General features: G+C 28.9%; 28 protein-coding genes. 25 read left to right on the top strand and 3 right to left on the bottom strand.

Going from position 1 to position 19,875, the window contains the following annotated elements; genetic code table 11:
- The first annotated feature begins 432 nt into the window (after positions 1 to 432).
- From H8707_RS02450 to H8707_RS02465, 4 genes are all read left to right on the top strand, one after another.
- A complete protein-coding gene (locus H8707_RS02450; protein WP_262428568.1) occupies positions 433 to 909 on the top strand; it encodes a zinc-ribbon domain-containing protein in 477 nt (158 codons plus the stop codon).
- A gap of 141 nt (positions 910 to 1,050) precedes the next feature.
- Positions 1,051 to 2,049, top strand: coding sequence for a DNA cytosine methyltransferase (locus H8707_RS02455; RefSeq protein WP_262428569.1), 999 nt, complete (start codon positions 1,051 to 1,053; stop codon positions 2,047 to 2,049).
- A gap of 2 nt (positions 2,050 to 2,051) precedes the next feature.
- A complete protein-coding gene (locus H8707_RS02460; RefSeq protein WP_262428570.1) occupies positions 2,052 to 3,008 on the top strand; it encodes a HaeIII family restriction endonuclease in 957 nt (318 codons plus the stop codon).
- A gap of 158 nt (positions 3,009 to 3,166) precedes the next feature.
- Complete coding sequence (locus H8707_RS02465) at positions 3,167 to 3,373, top strand: hypothetical protein (protein WP_262428571.1); 207 nt, start codon at positions 3,167 to 3,169, stop codon at positions 3,371 to 3,373.
- A 68-nt stretch (positions 3,374 to 3,441) separates the two neighbouring features.
- Here H8707_RS02465 and H8707_RS02470 read toward each other — a convergent pair whose 3' ends face one another.
- Complete coding sequence (locus tag H8707_RS02470; RefSeq protein WP_262428572.1) at positions 3,442 to 3,705, bottom strand: hypothetical protein; 264 nt, start codon at positions 3,703 to 3,705, stop codon at positions 3,442 to 3,444.
- 176 nt (positions 3,706 to 3,881) lie between these two features.
- Between H8707_RS02470 and H8707_RS02475 the strand changes: the two genes are divergently transcribed.
- The 20 genes from H8707_RS02475 to H8707_RS02570 all read left to right on the top strand — a co-directional run bounded on the left by H8707_RS02475 (position 3,882) and on the right by H8707_RS02570 (position 18,059).
- The gene (locus H8707_RS02475; RefSeq protein ID WP_262428573.1) at positions 3,882 to 4,037 is read left to right on the top strand and encodes a hypothetical protein; all 156 of its coding nucleotides are present in this window, start codon (positions 3,882 to 3,884) and stop codon (positions 4,035 to 4,037) included.
- Positions 4,038 to 4,346: 309 nt separating this feature from the next.
- Positions 4,347 to 5,096 (top strand): DUF1444 family protein, encoded by a 750-nt coding sequence (locus tag H8707_RS02480; protein ID WP_262428574.1) that lies wholly within the window; start codon positions 4,347 to 4,349, stop codon positions 5,094 to 5,096.
- Between the two features lie 1,141 nt (positions 5,097 to 6,237).
- Positions 6,238 to 6,774 carry a phage scaffolding protein gene (locus H8707_RS02485; protein ID WP_262428575.1) on the top strand — a complete coding sequence of 179 codons (537 nt, stop codon included), beginning with the start codon at positions 6,238 to 6,240 and terminating at the stop codon, positions 6,772 to 6,774.
- 37 nt (positions 6,775 to 6,811) lie between these two features.
- Positions 6,812 to 7,720 carry a hypothetical protein gene (locus H8707_RS02490; protein ID WP_262428576.1) on the top strand — a complete coding sequence of 303 codons (909 nt, stop codon included), beginning with the start codon at positions 6,812 to 6,814 and terminating at the stop codon, positions 7,718 to 7,720.
- 73 nt (positions 7,721 to 7,793) lie between these two features.
- Positions 7,794 to 7,979, top strand: a complete 186-nt coding sequence (locus H8707_RS02495; RefSeq protein ID WP_262428577.1) for a hypothetical protein — start codon at positions 7,794 to 7,796, stop codon at positions 7,977 to 7,979.
- A 212-nt stretch (positions 7,980 to 8,191) separates the two neighbouring features.
- Complete coding sequence (locus tag H8707_RS02500; RefSeq protein WP_262428578.1) at positions 8,192 to 8,644, top strand: DnaT-like ssDNA-binding protein; 453 nt, start codon at positions 8,192 to 8,194, stop codon at positions 8,642 to 8,644.
- Positions 8,638 to 8,931 (top strand): hypothetical protein, encoded by a 294-nt coding sequence (locus H8707_RS02505; protein ID WP_262428579.1) that lies wholly within the window; start codon positions 8,638 to 8,640, stop codon positions 8,929 to 8,931. Before H8707_RS02500 ends, H8707_RS02505 begins: the two co-directional genes overlap by 7 nt.
- Positions 8,931 to 9,299, top strand: a complete 369-nt coding sequence (locus H8707_RS02510; RefSeq protein ID WP_262428580.1) for an HK97-gp10 family putative phage morphogenesis protein — start codon at positions 8,931 to 8,933, stop codon at positions 9,297 to 9,299. The genes H8707_RS02505 and H8707_RS02510 overlap by 1 nt, the downstream gene beginning before the upstream one ends.
- A 20-nt stretch (positions 9,300 to 9,319) precedes the next feature.
- A complete protein-coding gene (locus tag H8707_RS02515) occupies positions 9,320 to 9,703 on the top strand; it encodes a minor capsid protein (RefSeq protein WP_262428581.1) in 384 nt (127 codons plus the stop codon).
- A 14-nt stretch (positions 9,704 to 9,717) separates the two neighbouring features.
- Positions 9,718 to 10,140, top strand: a complete 423-nt coding sequence (locus tag H8707_RS02520) for a hypothetical protein (protein WP_262428582.1) — start codon at positions 9,718 to 9,720, stop codon at positions 10,138 to 10,140.
- Between the two features lie 13 nt (positions 10,141 to 10,153).
- On the top strand, positions 10,154 to 10,750 hold the full coding sequence (locus tag H8707_RS02525; protein ID WP_262428583.1) for a hypothetical protein: 597 nt from the start codon (positions 10,154 to 10,156) through the stop codon (positions 10,748 to 10,750).
- A 29-nt stretch (positions 10,751 to 10,779) separates the two neighbouring features.
- Entirely contained in the window at positions 10,780 to 11,178 is a 399-nt protein-coding gene (locus tag H8707_RS02530; protein WP_262428584.1) for a hypothetical protein, read from the top strand.
- Positions 11,179 to 11,207: 29 nt separating this feature from the next.
- Positions 11,208 to 11,408 carry a hypothetical protein gene (locus tag H8707_RS02535; RefSeq protein WP_262428585.1) on the top strand — a complete coding sequence of 67 codons (201 nt, stop codon included), beginning with the start codon at positions 11,208 to 11,210 and terminating at the stop codon, positions 11,406 to 11,408.
- A 94-nt stretch (positions 11,409 to 11,502) separates the two neighbouring features.
- Positions 11,503 to 13,872 carry a tape measure protein gene (locus tag H8707_RS02540; RefSeq protein WP_262428586.1) on the top strand — a complete coding sequence of 790 codons (2,370 nt, stop codon included), beginning with the start codon at positions 11,503 to 11,505 and terminating at the stop codon, positions 13,870 to 13,872.
- Positions 13,873 to 13,876: 4 nt separating this feature from the next.
- Positions 13,877 to 15,229, top strand: coding sequence for a hypothetical protein (locus H8707_RS02545; RefSeq protein ID WP_262428587.1), 1,353 nt, complete (start codon positions 13,877 to 13,879; stop codon positions 15,227 to 15,229).
- A gap of 17 nt (positions 15,230 to 15,246) precedes the next feature.
- Complete coding sequence (locus H8707_RS02550; RefSeq protein WP_262428588.1) at positions 15,247 to 16,056, top strand: hypothetical protein; 810 nt, start codon at positions 15,247 to 15,249, stop codon at positions 16,054 to 16,056.
- A gap of 17 nt (positions 16,057 to 16,073) precedes the next feature.
- Complete coding sequence (locus tag H8707_RS02555) at positions 16,074 to 16,367, top strand: hypothetical protein (protein ID WP_262428589.1); 294 nt, start codon at positions 16,074 to 16,076, stop codon at positions 16,365 to 16,367.
- 135 nt (positions 16,368 to 16,502) lie between these two features.
- Positions 16,503 to 16,793 carry a BhlA/UviB family holin-like peptide gene (locus H8707_RS02560; protein WP_262428590.1) on the top strand — a complete coding sequence of 97 codons (291 nt, stop codon included), beginning with the start codon at positions 16,503 to 16,505 and terminating at the stop codon, positions 16,791 to 16,793.
- Positions 16,794 to 16,796: 3 nt separating this feature from the next.
- Positions 16,797 to 17,108 (top strand): hypothetical protein, encoded by a 312-nt coding sequence (locus tag H8707_RS02565; protein ID WP_262428591.1) that lies wholly within the window; start codon positions 16,797 to 16,799, stop codon positions 17,106 to 17,108.
- Between the two features lie 21 nt (positions 17,109 to 17,129).
- Positions 17,130 to 18,059, top strand: a complete 930-nt coding sequence (locus tag H8707_RS02570; protein WP_262428592.1) for an N-acetylmuramoyl-L-alanine amidase — start codon at positions 17,130 to 17,132, stop codon at positions 18,057 to 18,059.
- Positions 18,060 to 18,186: 127 nt separating this feature from the next.
- Here H8707_RS02570 and H8707_RS02575 read toward each other — a convergent pair whose 3' ends face one another.
- Entirely contained in the window at positions 18,187 to 18,375 is a 189-nt protein-coding gene (locus H8707_RS02575; protein ID WP_262428593.1) for a hypothetical protein, read from the bottom strand.
- 142 nt (positions 18,376 to 18,517) lie between these two features.
- Positions 18,518 to 19,063 carry a hypothetical protein gene (locus H8707_RS02580; RefSeq protein WP_262428594.1) on the bottom strand — a complete coding sequence of 182 codons (546 nt, stop codon included), beginning with the start codon at positions 19,061 to 19,063 and terminating at the stop codon, positions 18,518 to 18,520.
- A gap of 640 nt (positions 19,064 to 19,703) precedes the next feature.
- Between H8707_RS02580 and H8707_RS02585 the strand changes: the two genes are divergently transcribed.
- Positions 19,704 to 19,871 (top strand): DUF5659 domain-containing protein, encoded by a 168-nt coding sequence (locus H8707_RS02585; protein WP_262428595.1) that lies wholly within the window; start codon positions 19,704 to 19,706, stop codon positions 19,869 to 19,871.
- Positions 19,872 to 19,875: the final 4 nt, after the last annotated feature.

A 19,875-nucleotide genomic window follows, 5' to 3' on the forward strand; every position in this document is an offset into this window, starting at 1 on the left:
GTTTATCCATTAAACTTATCATCCCCTAGCCTCCCTATGAATTGTCATAGGGTTATTATATATTTCTTCTAGAGGAATTTTCAATTAGAATTTGGGGTACTTTTAGAATATCATATACAAACAATGGAAAAATGGAGAGATAACAGCAACAAAAGCAATGCAGATATTGAATCTTAAGCGAAATACATTTTATAAATTTGCTTCGCAAGAAAAATCAAGAGAGTAAGAAGAAAAAAATAAAGAGAAAATAGAAGAGATAATTTAAAGAGAAATATTAAAACCTTGGGAATTACATACCCCGAGGTATTTTTTATTTATAAAATATTTTTTAGAAAAATACTTGCTTAACACGAGTTTTTTTATAGAAAAAAACTTGACAAATAGAAGCATTAATCTATAAAATGCTTGAAATTAAAGAAAGAGGTGGTTTTTATGAAAAGACTAACAGAAGAAACAAAATTAATAAATAGATATCCAGAGGTTGCAAAAGAATTTGATAAAGAGAAAAATGAAATTGATATAAATAAAGTAAGTTACGGGAGTGGAAAGAAAGTATGGTGGAAATGTCCGAAATGTGGACAATCTTGGGAAGCGGCAGTATATAATAGAACTTTAAATAAGCAAGGATGTCCTTATTGTGTAGAAAAAAATCCAAAGGCAAGTGCTATAAATTGTGTTGCTACTATGTTACCACAACTATTACCATTTTGGGATTATAAGAGAAATGGTGATATAACCCCTTGGAATACTTGTTATCAAAGCCATAAAAAAGTTTGGTGGATATGTCCAGATAATTCTGAACACAGATATCTTGCAAGTGTGCAATTAAGAAGTAAAGGACATGGGCAATGCACAATCTGTAAAAAATTAAAAAGAGAACAAAGAGAGAATAAAAAGAGAAGAAAATAAAAAATAAAAAGTAAAAAAGTATGTAATATTTTTACATACTTTTTTTATGATTACAAAGAAATTTAATTTATCCCTTAACATACTCAACTAATTATTATATAATACTATTTAATAGTAGTAAATAGCAAGGAGTGTTTTGTAATGAAAATAATTGATTTAAATGAGAAAAGAAACAATAAAAAATATACTGTTGCGTCACTTTTTGCTGGTGCTGGTGGTTTAGATATAGGACTGGAGCGTGCAGGTTTTAAAACAGTATGGGCGAATGATATCGATAAAGACGCTTGTGCTACTCATGAATTATGGAGTAAAGCAGAAGTGGTTCAAGGAGATATTGGAAAGATTGATTATTTTGAAGTTCCAGATACAGATATTATAACTGGTGGTTTTCCGTGTCAAGGATTCTCACTGGCGGGTCCTCGAAAAATTAATGATGAAAGAAATAAATTATATCGTTACTTTGTTAAATTGGTTGAAGTAAAACAACCTTATGCTTTTGTTGCAGAGAATGTAAAAGGAATCTTGACGCTTGGTGATGGTGAAATTATTGAGGCTATTATAGAGGACTTTTCAAGTAAGGGCTATGATGTATACCCTAACCTTGTTAATGCTGCCGATTATGGCGTACCACAGGATAGATGGAGAGTTCTTCTATATGGATTTAGAAAAGATTTAAAAGTAAAAGATTTTGAATTTCCAAAACCTTTTCCATATAAAGTTACTTTAAAAGAGGCTTTAAAGGATATGCCAGAGCCAAAATCAAGTGATGTATGTAATGCTGCCTATTCAAGCAGATTTATGAGTAGAAATCGTAAAAGAGGTTGGAATGAAGTATCTTATACAATTCCAGCGATGAGTAAACAAGTGACATTACACCCATCTTCCCCAGATATGATTAAAACTGGAGAAGATAATTGGATATTTGGTGAAGGAAAAACAAGAAGATTCAGTTGGCAAGAAGCGGCTGTAATACAGACATTTCCAAGAGGTATGGAGTTTACAGGGAATTTAACTTCTAAGTATCGCCAAATAGGAAATGCTGTTCCTGTTAAACTTGCAGAAGTAGTTGGAAAAAAATTATATGAAATACTTGAAGAGAAATTAAGTGCGAAAGATTTATCACAAAAAGTTGGTGAATAAATATGGGTATACAAACTGAATTAGGCAAGGCGTTTGAATATGCTTGTTTACAATCTTTAAATAATGCTTTAAACGAAACACAACAAGTAGTTATAGAACAAAATAGTGCCTTGCAAGTAGCACAAGAAAAATATAATAATGCTGCAAACGATATGCAAAATAAAATGGATTTAGGGGCAGACGCAGCGGTTAGGGTTATTATGCGTCTTGAACCCCAATTAACAACCCCGTTAGCAAATATTCCGCTTTATTTAGCAATACAAGAGGATTCGGCTGGAATCGCTGGAGATGTAAGAGATGTAATATGTATCCGTAGACAAAACGAATGGGAAATTGGATTATCTTGTAAACATAATCATACAGCAGTAAAACACAGCAGATTGTCACAAACTATTGATTTTGGGGATTCTTGGTTTGGAATACCTTGTTCTCAACAATATTTTGATGAAATTACCCCACTTTTTAATGAATTACAAGAATTACGGGAGCAAGGCGAACTCTGGCGAAATATTGAAGATAAAGAGGAAAGATTTTATACTCCATTACTGGAAGCGTTTATGAGAGAATTAGAAAGACTTAACGAGAGCAATCAAGGTGTTGTTCCAGAGAGATTACTTAATTATTTATTAGGACGAAATGATTTTTACAAAATAATAACACTTGATAGAAGAAGGGTTACACAGGTTCAGGCTTTTAATATATATGGAACTTTAAATCGAAACGCTGGTAGGGTTCGTTCAATAGTAAATGTTCCACAATTACCAATGCCTACACGATTTTATAATATCGGATTTAAACCAGGTTCAGGGAATACAGTATTAGTTGCCTTAGATAATGGTTGGACAATTTCGATGCGAATACATAATGCAAGTTCACGGGTAGAGCCAAGTCTAAAATTCGATGTGCAACTTATAGGTGTTCCTCCTGGATTACATACGCATTTTGAGGCTTGGGATTAAAAGTACATATATAAAAATATAAACTGTTGTTTTAATATTTAAGGACAACAGTTTTTTTATGCTGCAATTTGGTTACAATTTAAAAAAACACTGGCCTTTTTCTTTTGGGCACGTTATACTAATAATATAGAAGAAAAAGAAAAAAGGAGTGAAACATTATGAAAAAGTTTTTTTACTTACTTATGAATATATTACCAATTGCTATAGGATATGGTGTATTTGCTATTTTGCTAATTATGTTTGGAAGGATTCCAAGTATAGGACAATCAATACTAAAACTTTGGTATATTCCATTTGCAATCCTTACCACTTATATGGGCTATATAATTTTAAAAGATTTCCGTTCAACGAAACCGACTAATTAATATTTTTATTATAAAATACCTCTATACAAAAAACAGGAGCCAAAACGGTTCCTGTTTTAATCTTAATATTATACAATATAGTATTTTATGTTTTTACCTTTTATTAATCTATAAAAATAACTTTTCGATACATCTATATCCATTTCTTTATCAGAAGTGGATATTTTTATAATCTCATTTGGATTTATCTCTTTAAAAATCTCTTGTATCATCTTTTTATCTGTAATTTTTGCCCACAATACAAAAGGTTCATCGATTGGTTTATACTCCCAAAGTTTTAGATTTATTATACCATCTTTATAACGATTAAAAAGTTCTATATTTTTATTCATAAAAATCATCCCCTTTCAAACTTTCAATACTATAAGAAATCTTGCTTTCATGTGTCAAGTATTTTATAGAAAAATATTTATATTTTATAGAAAATTATACTTGACATTGTAGAGAATAAATCTGTATAACATGTTTAACAATTAAAACAAAGGATATTTCGAAAGGAGATTATAATATGAAGGTATTGGATGTATGGCTTAATAAAGAAGTTGAGAAGGTATTAAAAGATACTAAAGGATATGTAAGGCAACAAAAAATAAATAAGGTATTAATAAGTGCAGGATTGGTGGTAGTTGCAACTATAACACTAAAAATCTTAAATATTTTTTAAAACAAAAAAAAGTGCTATTAATTTAGCACTTTTTCTCTTTTACATATATTATTGTAAATAACATTGTTAACATTGTGTAAATAGCAAGGATAATTTTTATGGTTGCATTTTTAACAATTGGTTGAAATCCAGCAATAGCGATATTACTTAATAATAATATATAAATATATCTTTTTATCCGTTCTCTTTGTTCTTGCATCTCTTCTCTCCCCTCTTTCCTACTCTTTTCTTATATTTTATCAATGTTTTGTTTTTAGGACCAGACTTTTATGTTATACAACGTTATACTGTTTAAAAGGAGTTGATAATGTGGAATATAAAGAGTTTACAGATAAAATGATTAAAGATTTAAAATTAGAGTTTGACGAAGTAGAAATGGATGGTAAAGATAGAATATATGTTACAAAAGGTGTAACAAATGTTTCTGTTCCTATTAAACCAGCGTATAAAGAATTTAAAATGGTTGGATATAATAACAATTTAAAAAACTATATTAAAATAATTAGAGATATTTTAGATACTTATAAGTTTAAACTTGATTTAAATAATGTTTTTCCATTAATAAAGCAAAAAACATATGAAAAAAGTATAGATAAAAATTTTATTACGAAGGATTTATTTTGTGATTTACAAGTAATGTATGCTAGTGATATGGGAGAAGTATTTCGTTTTGTATTAGAGGAAGATTTAATAAATTCAGGTATTAGTTTAAATGCTTTAGAAGAAAAAAGTATGAATAATTTAAACAAGATGACAAATATACTTGCAAGGCTTGATGATTCTCTTGAAATATATAGCCTGAAATTTATAACAGATTATGGAGCATCTCTCTTTCTTAGTAAACATATGCAACAACAAATTTTTAATAAATTAGGAAAAGATATATTGCTCTGTATGCCTTCTGCATCTACCCTACTTTGTGCTAAATATAGAGAAACTACATTTAAAACTTACACATATATACTAAAACAATTAATAACAGTAGATAACGATGTAAATAAAATAAGCAACAATATATATAGAAGAGATACTAAAGGAGAATATTTAATAATCGCTTAACGGTTCGAAAAGAGCCGTTATTTTTTTATGAAATTTTCTTAAAAAATCTATAAAATAACTTGAAATTTTATAATAGTTGTCTATATAATGTCAGCACTTTAAAAAAAAGAAAAAAAGAAAAAACTTAAAAAAAATCTAAAAAAGACTTGACATTAAGAAATATGATTGGTTAATATGCGTTTACGATAAAACAAGTGAATAGGGGCAGAAGACAGGTACTGCGCCAGATACAATGAATCAAAGTGCCTGAGTGTTGAAAGTGTATCACTAAAAAATAACTCTACGACTAACCCTCGTATGGATGCCTCGCCAAAGGAGAAAGCATTTCTTTTCCCAGACATTCCTGTTGTGGTACAGTTCCGTAATGGGGGGTGTCCTCAAGGCACTGTGGTGGTGCTACTCGATAATCGGGCCTGGGCGAGTTTGAGAGGATATCGGCGAATAGATAGGCATACAGGATAAAGCCTATAGAATAAGTCGAGAGGGATAACGGATACCTGCTGGCTCCAAAAACCAGTCAAAATCGTTATTTTCTTCCTTGTTATAGAGTTATATTTTTTTAACTTTATAACAGGGGGGAGAGAGAGCCGTGTTCCTACTTCACCTAAAACTATATCAATAAATAAATAAATAAATAAATAAAATAAATAAATAAATAAAATAAATAACTTAATAAAAACTTACAAATTACTAAATATAAAATATAAAATATAAAACAAATTAAAAATTACTTAATATAAATAAAAAAAACTACAATTTACATATTTAAAATAATTTAAAGAGTAAAAATTAAAATTTATCTTTACTCTTTATTTTTTTGCTTATTTTTAAATATTTAGTGTGTACTCTATTACAATTTAGATTTTTTAATATTACAAAACAAGATTACTTCTCTTACCTTAAGTAAGCAAAATCCAATGGATTTTGGCGATACAATGTAAAGACAAAACAAATTTTATTTATTACTTCCTACCTAAAATATTTTTAAAAGAAATACTTGCTATCACGAGTTTTTCTGTAAAAAAAACTTGCTTACACGAGTTTTTTATAAAAAAAACTTGAAATTGTATTTTATCTTCTTATATATTGTGTAAAGTTCAAAAAATAGCGTGGCTTGATGCCAATAAGGAGTGTGATTCTGATGTCAGAACAAAATTTAAATAATAACCAAAATTTAAATGATGATAACAATAAAAACGAACAAATTGAAAACAAAGTATTTAGTGAAGATTATGTTAAGGCTTTAAGAGGCGAAGCAAAACAACATAGATTAACTGCAAAAAATTATGAGACTAAATTAAGACAGATTCTTAATTTAAAAGACGATGAAGATGTTACAGATTTAGATACTGTAATTAACAACTATCAAGAAAATTTAACTAAAGCACAAAATGAAGTCTTAAATAAAGCAAAAGAATTGCTTTATAAAACAGAACTTCAAAAATATGATAACCAATACAATTTAAAATTAGCATCAAAGTTATTAGATAAAACAAAAATTGAAGTTGCAGACGATGGAACTATAACTGGATTACAAGAAGCATTAAAAGAGTTAGAAAAAGAATATCCAGAAATCGTAAAGAATAGTCAATCTAACGGCGGTGCTAATCCTGTTTTAGATGACAAAAAAACCGATAAACAAGAAAATTTATTTAAGAAGGCATTAGGATTATTCTAATATTTTTTAAAAAAATAAAACGAAAGGGTGATTTATAATGGGTAACACTATTGAAACTATTAAAAAGTATGTTCCTCTTTTAGATAAAAAGTATGCAGTAGAAACCAAATCAGCGGTTTTAGACGTTCAAAACGATTTAATTAAAGAAACAGCAAACGCAAAGAGTGTACTTGTTCCAAAGATGACTCTACAGGGGTTAGGAGATTACGACAGAAGTAACGGCTATGTAAACGGTAATGCTACACTTGAATGGGTAACACATACATTTACACAAGACAGAGGAAGAAGTTTCCAAATTGATAACATGGATAATGAGGAAACTGCAATGGTAGCATTTGGTTCACTTTCAGGAGAATTTATTAGAACTAAAGTTGCACCAGAAGTTGACGCTTATCGTTTTTCTACTTACGCTACAAAAGCAACTAATAAAGTAGAAGAAACACTTACAAAAGATACTGTAATTACTGCTATAGATACTGCAATAGCAACACTCGATGATGCAGAAGTTCCAGAAACAGATAGAGTTTTATTTGTTAGTATTCCAACTTACAATTTAGCGAAAAATAGTGCTGAACTTGTAAAAAGATTCGATGTTCAAACTTCAAATGGAAACATTGACAGAAGAATTGAAACATTTGACGGAATGCAAATTGTAAAAGTTCCTACAGCAAGATTTAAAACTGCTTATACATTTAACGATGGTAAAACAACAGGACAGGAAGCAGGTGGATTTACTCCAGCGGCAGGAGCAGTAGCAATTAACTTTATGATAGTAAGCAAAACAGCAGTTGTTCAATTAGTAAAACTTGCATTACCAAGAGTTTTTTCACCTGAAGTTAACCAGGATGCAAATGCTTGGAAATTTGATTATAGACTTTACCACGATGCATGGATTTTAGATAATAAAGTAGAAGGTATTTATGTTTCTACAGTACCAACCGTTTAATATTAATATTTTATAAAATAAAGGGATGCAGGTGTAAAAACCTCTCCCTTATTTTTTTAAGGGGGTGTCTTAAATGTTAACACAGCAAAGCACTATAAAATGTAAAAATTGTAATGCAGTATTTGCAAATAAAAAAATGTATAACATGCATATAATGTTATGCACTAATTTTATAAATGAATCTAAAAAAGAAGAGAAAATAGAAGAGAAAAAAACAAAGAGAACTACTAAAAAGAAAAAATCAGGGGAAGATGCTTAATTATCTTCCCTATTTTTTTGTTTTTGAAAATAAACGGGCTTTACACGCATTTATTTTACTAATGTAAAATAAAAACTTGCTTACACGAGTTTTTATAAAATAAAAACTTGAAATCAACTATTATTATTCGTTTAAATATAACAAGTATTTTAAAAGATATTTTTTTAAAAAATACTCGTGATTAGTAAGTATTTTAAAAGGGGGCGATTCTTATGTTAGTAAAATATATAGATAGTTATGTAACAACTGAAGAAGCAGATAGTTATTTTTCTAATACTTTAAATACAGACATTTGGGATAACACAGATACAACTACAAAAGAAAAGGCGCTTAAAATGGCTACAAGACAAATAGATAGATTACCGTATGCAGGTAGAAAATTAGATTTATATCAAGAGTTACAATTTCCACGAACAACAACAAATTTACCTTTTAGCGATGGAATACCAAATGCGATTATATACGCAACATGTGAACAAGCATTGTTTTTATTACAGGGTGGAAGTAAGCGACAAGAATTACAGAAGCAAGGAGTAAAAAGTTATAGCATTGGAGATTTAAGCGAAACTTTTTCAGACAATTTAAGTGAAGAACAAAAAACAATTTGTCCTGAAGCACTTTTTTACCTTAGACGCTACATGATAGGAAGTGTTGCGATATGTTAGATGAATATACAAACCAATTAATTCAAATTAAAAGTATTGTAGGAAAAGATGAATACGGCGATATACAAACAGAAATAAAAACTATAAAAGGAAGATTGCAATTTAAAAATAAAATAGTAGCAAATGCAGAAGGACAACAAGTAACCAGTTCGGCAACACTTTATACAAAAGAAAACTTGAAATTAACAGATTACATTGTATATAACAATAAAGAATTCAAAATAATTGCTATATCAGAAATCGTTAGGCTTGATGGCAACGTAGAATTTAGGGAGGTGTATGTATAATGGGAATTAAATTAGAAGGCTTCGTTGAATTTACTAACAAATTAAATAAAAGTATTTCTCAAGTTTCTGATGTTGTAGAAGATGCATTACTTGATTGTGGAAATGATTTGCAGCAAAAAAGTGTAGATATAACTCCAAAGGACACGGGAACATTACGAGGTTCGGCTTTTACAGAAGCAGAAAATACATCTAAACCAAGCGTAATTGTAGGATTTGACGAGGAATATGCAATTTTTGTCCACGAAAATCTTGAAGCACATCATCCAGTCGGACAGGCAAAGTTTTTAGAGCAACCGTTAAATGAAAATAAGGATAAATATGTAAAACATATTGGAGACAAAGTAAATGATTTATTAAATAAGAATTAACAAAAGGGGGGTGCTGACAAATGAATATAGCAAAAGATATTAGCACTCTATTACAAAGTATAACAAATAATATTTGTATTGATGAAATGCAAGATGATGGAACTGATAACTGTATAACTGTCTATCATTCAGGCGGTAATAAACCACAGTATTTTTTTGGTGGAACAAAACAAATAGAAAATCCTTCTATTCAGGTTAGGGTTAGACATCAAAATCGAAAAGACGCATTGAATTGGTGTTATAAAGTTAAAAATATTTTAGATGGTAAAAGTAATTTTACTATTAACAATAACAATTATATTTTAGTTACTCTTTCGTCAGATATTTTAAATTTAGGTAGAGATAACCAAGGAAGGGTTCATTACAGTTTAAATTTTAATATTCAAGTTACAAGAAATAATTAAAGGGGGTATGCAATATGACAGCAACAGCAGGCTATGAAAATAGAGTATATATACTTGTAGGTGATACACCTATGGATGGCTCAACTGGAGCATTAATAAGTGGAGTAAATAGTACAACTTATGAAGATTTAGTAGAAGCATTAGATGTAACATCCTTTGGAGATTTATACAAAAAAAGAATTTTTGGGCTAGGAGACGTAAGTTTTTCTCTTGAAGGTAAATATATCCCAGACGATGCAGATGGGCAAAAAAAATTAAGAGCAAGAACATATGCTTATGTTGGAATTTATCAAAACGGAGAAGAAAAAGAAGGTGTCCAATTTCCTGTTTTGATTACAAAATTTTCACTAAAAGCAGATGCGTCTGGCACACAAGATATTTCAATTGGTTTTGAGGGAAACGGAGAACCTATTACACTTCCAGTAAGAACAATATAAGGGGGTGGGTATTATGACAGCACGTGCAGGTAATGAAGTAGATGTAAAAATAAGTGGAGATGCCGTAGTAGCAACAGGATTAAGTACTATAACAAGTGATAATCAAACTTATCAAATCGAGGATACTTTAAAACAAGTAATTAAAGAAAATACACCAGTTACAATATATGATAATGGTGTTGTAACAAGCGAAAAATATACAATAGATAGATTAAATGGGAAAATCGAATTTGAAACTATTGATGCGACAAGAATTATAACTATAGATTGCACATATTTACCATTGATGACAGTAGCAGAAGCACATACGGCTGATTTTAACGATGAGGTTGAAACGCTTGATGCTACTACTTTCAAATGTAATTACAGAAAAAGAATATTTGGGTTACAATATGCTTACGGAACACTTAGTCATTTTAATATTTTAGACAATTTATTGAGAAATGCTTTATTAAAAAGAAATATGGTTGTATTAGAAATTAAATTTACTGAAATTGATGAACCAGTTCGAATGTATGCAATGTTAGAAAAAAATGAGTTAAAGTTAGCGGTAGATTCTATACAAGATACAACAGTTTCATTTATTTCATCAGGTAAATTTTATCATTAATAATATTTTTATAAAAGGAGTGATGTAATATGGCACTATTGTCAAGAAGTCAAATTTTAGAGGCACAAGATATTAAAACAAAAAAAATTAATGTTCCCGAGTGGGGCGGAGAAATAATGATAAAACAGTTAAGTGCAAAAGAAAATGACGATATAGTTATGAATATGGTAAATGTTAAAAAAATGGCTGCAAAGCAACTTTCTAAAAAATCGAACGAAAATTACGAAGAAGCAGTCAATGAAGTTGCAATTAAGAATCAAAAAATAATGATGATTGTAAAATCTGTTGTTGACGAAAATATGAAACAATTGTTTACTGAAGCAGATATTGAATTGCTTGCTACAAAGAATACGAGTGTAATAGAAAAAGTATATGCAGAAATTGTAGAGTTTAACGATTCTGTATTGGAAGACAATAAAAAAAACTAAAGTTAAATTCTAATAGATTTTTTGCTTATGTGTTAGCAGAAAAATTGGGTTACGCAAATGTAGATTTAATGTTGACAGAAATAACATGGGGACAATTAAATGAATGGAATGCATATTTTGAAATAAAAGCAGAAATAGAAGAAGAAGCAGAAAAAGATTATAAAAGGAAAATGGAAGAAGAACAAAAAAAACAAAGGAATATGAGTGCGGCTAAACAAGGGAGATGGTAAAAGTACCATTTCCTTTTTTTATTAAAAAAATTGAAATTGCTATCTATTATTTATTAAAATGCATTCTATATGTAAACACAAGGGGGTGTAAAAAATGGCACAAGTGGCTAGTTTAACAGCACGTCTTCAGGCAGATATAAGTAATTATGAGACTAATATGAAAAAATCAATATCTATTCTTCAAAATGTTAAAAAGAATTTTAATTCTTTATCTAATACATTTTCTTCAATCGGTAAAAAAATGGGTGATTTTGGTAATAAAATGGAAGATATAAGTAAAAAGGCAGAAAGAGCAAGTAAAAGTATGAACAATATAGGTAAAGGCATGAGCAAATATGTAACAGCACCAATTATGGCAGGAGTAGGAGCAGGGTTAAAATTTAATAGCACAATGGAAGACGCTATGGTAAATTTTACAACTATGTTAGGAAGTGCAGAAAAGGCACAAAGCATGGTGTCAGATTTACAAAATATGGCAAATAAAACTCCATTCGGAATGGGTGATTTACAAAATGGTGCGCAGACATTACTTTCTTTTGGTGCTTCTGCTGAGAGTATAATGCCTACATTAAAAACGTTAGGAGATATAAGTTTAGGTAATAAAGATAAATTTAATAGTTTAACATTAGCATTTGCACAAATGCAATCGACAGGAAAATTAACAGGACAAGATTTAATGCAAATGATAAACGCAGGTTTTAACCCATTACAAGAAATCAGTAAAAAAACTGGAAAATCTATCGGAGAATTAAAAGACATAATGAGTAAAGGTGGAATAAGTTCTGACATGGTAACAGCAGCCTTTAAGTCGGCAACTGAAGAGGGAGGAAGATTTTTTAATGGTATGGAAAATGCGTCAAAGACATTTAGAGGTAGATTATCAACTTTAAAAGATGCTGTTATGGAGTTGGCAGGAGAGTTTGCAAAACCGATATTTGATGTATTAAAAGATAAATTAGCAAGTCTTACAGAAAAAATTAACAATGTAATTGAGTGGTTTAAAAATCTTGATGAAGGAACAAAAAAACACATTGCAACATTTGCACTTATTGTAGCGGCCGTTGGACCCGTCCTTTTAATCGGAAGTAAATTGGTAGGTGCATTTTCTAAACTACCGAAAGTATTAAGTATGGTAAAAACAGGATTCGGAGGATTAAAAAAAGTATTTAGTTTATTAGCAGCCAATCCAATTGTTGCTATTATTTTAGTAATTATTGGTGTACTTATTTATCTTTATAATACAAACGAAAAAGTAAGAAATGCAATACAAAATGCTTGGGAAGGATTAAAATCATTTTTTAGCGGTTTGGCTCAATTTTTTAAAACATTTTTTGATTATTTAGTACAAATTTTTAAAGCGTATGTAGAAGCAAACATAGGATTTTTACAAAACGCTTGGGATTCTATTGTTGTTGTTGTAACAGCAATATTTGACATTTTTAGCGAACTATTCGGATTTTTAGGAGCCTTGCTAACAGGTGACTGGGATGCTATGTGGGAACATGCTAAAAACATTATAAAAACAGCGGCAGGAGCAATTATAGTTGTTGCATTAAATCTTATAGATAATATGTTAATTGGATTTCAAAAATTGAGCGAAATATTAATAGATAAAATATTTGTTACAATTTCGAAAAAGTTTCAGGACATGATAAACGGGTTAATTAAAGGCTGGAATTGGTTAGCAGATAAATTCGGCTGGAAACAAGTAGGCTTACTACAGTTAGATATAGAAGCAAATACACCATCAAAAGCAATCAAAAAAACTCGAGAAGATTTACAAAAAATTGCAGATTACTGGAGAGGTGGAAAAAAAGCAGAATTACCTTTTTCATTCGGAAAAAATAAAAATAAACCAGAAAAGCCAAAACTCCCAAAGCCAGATATGCCAGATTTTAGTGCGTTTGATGGATTAAACATGACATTTGATAATGTTAGTGAAACAGCAGGAAAAGCAAAAGACGGTGTAGATAAACTTGCAGATAGTGTTAAAGGATTAGTAGAATCTATAAGACAACAGACACAAAGTTTTAAAGATTCTCTAAGTTTGTTTGATACTTTTGAAAGAAAAGTAGTTAGTCCAGAAAGATTAATGAATCGTTTAAAAGCACAAGTAAAAGCGATGAAGCAATGGACATCTTCTCTTGCAACTTTAAGCAATAAAGGTGTAAATGAGACATTTTTAAATGAATTAAGAGCAATGGGGCCGCAAAATGTGGACTATATAAGAGCATTAGCACAAATGAGCGATAGCCAATTGGCACAATATCAACAGTTATATGGGCAGAAATATAATGTAGCACAAAAAGAAGCAGAAAAAATGGTAACTACACAACAAAGAATAGATAAGTATGTAGAGCAAGAAATTGTTTTACAAATAACTGGAAATAAAATAAGTAGCGATGATGATGTAGATAGAATTGCGAAAGAAATTGTAAGAAAGTTAAAAATGAAGGGGGTGTAATTTCATGAAATATAATAGTTTTTCTTTAAAAATTGAGGGGCAAGAAGTATCTACATTTATAAAGGATGGAAGTTTTAGGCTTACTCTTGACGCAAACTATAATAATACATGTGATTTTACACTTACCCGTGCAATAGATAGCAATATAGAGGGGTTTACCCCTCCTGTTTTAGGACAGGACGTAGAAATTACAGTAATTTACAATAATATAACTATTATAAAAAGTATTGGAATAATAACTAGAATAAATAAGCGAAAAATTGAAGCAGGACTAGGAATAGATAAAAAGTTGGAGTTTAATATAACATGTAGTGCTTATAATACTATTCCAAGCCGTAGAGTAGTTGCAACAGAAAAAGTATACGACAATGTGTATGCAGGGGATATTGTAAAAGAATTATTAACAGAATATTTAGTTGCAGAAGGCATTTCTAGTGAAATTGATTATATTGATAACGGGCTACAATTATTAGAATACGATATTTTTGCAAATACAAAAACAGTCGCAGAAGTATTAGATGATTTAGCAAGTCAGAGCCATTATATCTGGTATATCGATTACAATAAAAAATTAGTTTTTAAAAATAGTTATGCAGAAACAATTATGTATAGAAAAAATCTAATTACAGAAACAACAGATATAGAATTTTTAGAAGCAGAAATAGAAGAAACTACAGATGATTACAGAAATCGACAAATTGTAGTTGGCGGGCTCGGTGATGACGGATATATAGTTCAATCAATTAAAGAAGATATAGAAGAAATATCAAAAATGAAAACACAAACTGGTGGAACTGGTATTTGGGAAGTAATAGAAAATGCAACAGATATAGATTTACAAGAAAAAGCAGATGCAAAAGCAGAATTTTTATTAAATAAATACGGAAAAACAAAAACAGAAATGACAGTTACAATTTTATATCCTGTAAAACCAGGTGGTTTAATTAGTGTAAGTTTACCAACATTAGGAATTGATTATAATAGATATTTCGTAGAAACAGTTAATATATCTGATTTTGCTCCAGATGAGTTGTTATTTGAATTAAAATTAGTTCATAAAAAAATATTTGAGGAAGAAGATTTACCGATTGTTTTAGATACTGAAGATGAATTTACTGATTACTTTAAAGAAAAATTCGGAAAAATAGAGAATTTAACTAATCAAAAAGTTACGGAAGAGTTTCAAAAAATAGATAGTTCGATAGTAAATGTAGTTATTAGTGATGGTGGAATGGTAATAATTCGTAGAGATGGTAGTCAAACAAGTTTAAGTTTTACTAAAGATGGCGAAGACAGAATTACAAGCATTACAAATAATAATAATGGAAAATCCATCGGTATCGGATGGAGTGAATAATAAAGGGGGTATGTATTATGTCAGTTGATGTTTATTCTTATACCGTTGCAAAAGGAACTGAACCTAATGTAGCAGCACAAAATTGTATAAGTTTTTTAAATGCAAGGATAGATAGTGCTATAGTAACAAATAAAGCAAGTGGTATTCCTTCATGGGTTGTTACTGGGCAAGATGCTTATGACAACGGAACTATTCTTGGTTCACTTAATTTTAGTTTTAACGGTACAGATTTTTGTATCGCTGCTTTTGAAGAAAGTGTAACACGAACATGGATGTATATATACGCACAAAATGAAAGAGGAAAAGTATGGGATAGAATGCATTCATTTAGCAAAGATGATAGTTATGATATAATTTATAATTTTTTAATTGGACAGAATCAAGATTATTTTTTATTTCATAATTTAAAACAAAACAACGGAACATATTTAGTTATTCGAATAGATACAACAACGTCATCAAGCGATACAGATACTTTTGTTTCAATAATTGATGGTTTAATTTCATATAATAAAAGTTTTGATGTAGAAAATATAACTAACACTCAAGTTTATTTACTATCTAACGCAGGAGGTACTGAGCAATTATACGATAGTAATTTTAAACAAAATTATTATAATAATAAAATTCCAGTTTATAATATATACGCATTTACAAAAACACAAGGTATACGTGGAAAAATATCAAATTTAATAACATTAACAAATTCAATAGGCACAGAGATAGGAACATTTTATTCTGTTAATGGAATAGTTTACGTTGGTTTAGGAGATTTAGGAAAAATAATTAGTTCCTACTGGAAAGGTATATTATTGCGTGTCTACTAGAAGAGAGGTGATGCTTTATGGCTATTAATTTAGGTGATTGTTATAAAATTACAGAAGAAGTACAATATAAAGAAACACTATATATTGAACTTGCAAATATTGAAAAAGTAAATAAAGAAGATTTAAAATATGGAAATCTTTATACATTGCAAGAAGTATCTAAAGAGTATTTTTTCCCTGTAAATAAAGAAATGCTTTACGCAGATAGAATTTTAAAACATTTTAATGGTTATTTTGTAACACAAGATAATAAAGGATTCGATAACGGACTTTTAGTCGGAATGATGCTTTCGAATAGCGGTATTATATAAAAACTTAATCTTATACCCTTACTTTAACCAGTAAGGGTATTTTTTTTTATGTAAATTTAAAGTTGAAACCGCATTTTATCTTTATTTACAATGCTTATATGTAAATTTATAGCCGTTTATTAAGGGGGGATTTCTATGGAACAAATTATTTTAGCAGGGCTAAAGGAATCTGTCTATTTGGCACTTTCTTTGTTTTTAATATTTTGGATTCTAAAAGAGAATCAAAAAAGAGAAAAAGAGATGCGAGAAGATATAAATCAAAGAGAGCGAGAGTTTAGAAAATTGCTTGGAGAAACAAACCAAATGATTGCAAAAAATCAAGAAATCACAAAGGAGTTAACGGAAAAGTTAGAAATTGTAAATTCTATCAAAAATGATGTTCAAGAAATCAAAATCAATATTAATTCAAAAAATAAGGGGGTGTAACTTATGGAAAACCTAACCAATTTCATTAATTTTGAACAATTGCTTGAATACGCTACATTTGTTCCTATGCTCGTTTTGTTAGTGCAACTTGTTAAAAATCCTTTAGATAAATTAACGACAAAAATCTTTAAAACTACATTACACACTATGTATTTAGTGTTTTTCTTGTGTTTTGTTTTACGCTTAGTAATTTTAATTCTTAACGGAGAAGACATAACTGGACAACTTATCATGACTACTTTTGCAAACAGTGTATTTATAAGCACATCAGGAATAGGACTTTATTCTGTAATTAAAAATGATACACAAAAATAATTATTCAAGGGGGTGTAATCTATGAAAATTCGGAAGTTACTTATAAATAAAAATTATACAAAAGACAAAACAATAACCCCTCGTTACATTGTAATCCATTATACTGCCAGTCCTGGAGGTTCTGCGTACAATCATTATGTTTATTTTAACAGAGAATATGTAGGTGCAAGTGCCCATTATTTTGTAGACACAAAAGAAATTGTACAAATTTTGGAAGATAGTTGGTGGGGATGGCATTGTGGGGCAAAATCTTATAAACATCCATATTGCCGTAATAGTAATAGTATTGGTATAGAAATGTGTATAGAAAAAGACTGGACTTTAACGGATACAGTTGTAAATAAAACTATAGAACTAACAAAAATGTTAATGAAGAAATATAATATACCAATTCAAAATGTTTTACGCCATTACGATGTAACAGGAAAGAACTGCCCTGCTCCATTCGTTCAAAATCCAGAAAGATGGCAAAACTTCCTTGCAAGATTGATGGATACAGAAGATATACAGAAGGTAAATAAAAAAATGCAAGTAACTGCTACAGCACTTAATGTTAGAACAACTCCAATTCACGGGGCTGTTTTAGGAACTTTAAAAAATGGAGAAATAATTAATGTAACAGGTATTATTAACAATTGGTATCAATTTACTTATAAAAATCAAGTCGCTTATTGTTCGGGTGTATACTTAAAAGAATATATAGAACCGAAATCTGTAACAAGCACACTTTACAAGGTGCAATGCGGAGCCTTTAGTGTGCATAATAATGCTAAAAATTTAGAAAGCAAATTAAAAAAAGATGGTTATAGCACTTATATTGTAAATGTAATAGTAAATGGAAGAAATTTGTATAGAGTGCAGTGTGGAGCGTTTAGCGTAAAGGATAATGCCATAAATCTTCAAAACAAACTTAAAAAGGACGGATATAATTGTTTTATTACTACAAATTAATAAAATAAAAAGGCACCAGATAAAAAAACTGGTGCTTTTATTATGGGTGGACTTATAGATAGACTATACGCCCACTCTCGAAGATACATTTTAATTATAATATAAAAAACAGCAAATGGCTATATAGTTAATTGTTTTCTTTTAATTCTTTTACAGTATTTTCTATCGTTTTAATCAATTTATTAAAATCACTTTTTGATAGTTTGCGTAATTCTAATATATTATCATCATAATAATTGTCTAAAGAATTTATTTTTTTATAATCTAAATAATCCATTAATATCAACCCCTTAGTGCTGATATTAAATAGAATCATTTTTATTGTTGTCAAGTATTTCTTTCAGAAATACTCGTGAAAGCAAGTTTTTTTCTAAAAAACTCGTGATTAGCAAGTATTTCTTTCAGAAATACTCGTGAAAGCAAGTTTTTTTTAAAAAAAAGAATAGTGCTTTTTTGCACTACTCTTTTGAATATAATGTTAATTCTTTTATTAGTTCTATAGTTTCATCTGTTGTTAGTTCTAAATATTTGCCTTGTTCAATTAATTGTTTTGCTTTTTGTATGTTGTTTATTTGAAAGCAAGAAAGTCCGTAAGAAAACCCTGCTGCTGATTTTCCTATGCAAAAATAATAATATTCTTCATTTTTAAATCGATAAATAACTATTTCACCTGATGAAATTCGTTTTTTTGTATAGCCATTACACTTTTCTATATCCCAAATTTTATGTTTGTTTTCTGTGTCTTTAAAATCTATAATACATCCTAATCTATATACAAACTCTCTCTTTGTTTTTTTATAAAATTCTCCGTGCTTTAAATCTTCAACTGCATCTGCTACATATTTTTCAGTTCTTTTACGATATCCTGTCCAAATTTTTAATTCGTTGTCTATATATAATTTTTTGTAAATTTTTAAGTTTTCTAAAATAGCCTTCTCATCCTCTTGTGTTGTAGATTTAAGAAAAACATTCTCTAAATCTTTTATATTTGTAATTTCTATCATAAAACCATCTCCCCTTTTTTTAATTTTAAGTATTCTAATAATTTATACTGTTAAAAGTCAAGTATTTTTTAGAAAAATTTTAACTTCATTATTTTTAGCATAACACATGTTTTAATATAGTTTTGCATAACTGTTTTCTTATTTAAAGAAAAGTATTAAAATCTAAAATCTTATAAATTTTGTTTTTATAATTTACCTAAAATATATTACATTCAATCAGTTCTTTAATATGTTTTTGGATACAATGTATTACTAATATTCCAGGTAATTAAATACAAATAAACCGTATAAGAAAACTTTTAACATAGTATACAAATCATTATTTAAAAATACATTATAAAAATTATCAAAAACCCAACGTCACTTCTTAATAATATATTATATATAAAGTCATGTTGGGTTTTAATATAAGCCAGTATTCTAGCCTGTTACAAGGCTTTTATTTTTTTGAGTTTTTATAATAAAACGAAAAAACAGTTAAGGATAATTACTTTAATAAAACTTATTTATATAGAAATTTGAAATTAAACAATTCACTACGTAAAATACAAAAAAAATATAAAAAGTTTTCTAAAAAAGACTTGACACTGAAAAGCAAGACTTTCTATAATGCTTGAAACTTAAGAGAGAGGTGATAGTTATGAAAGGATACATAGTTTTTAATAAAAATGTCGCTGCAAAATTAATGCTAATTGGTGAGGAATTAATTTCAACTCGTAAAGATAAAAAAGAAACTAACAAAAATGTGTATATTTTCAAAAGTTCAAAAACAATACAAAAAAATATAAAAAATATTATTCAAAAATAAAAAA

The sequence above is a fragment of the Paratissierella segnis genome, assembly GCF_014385195.1.
Lineage (GTDB): Bacteria > Bacillota > Clostridia > Tissierellales > Tissierellaceae > Paratissierella > Paratissierella segnis.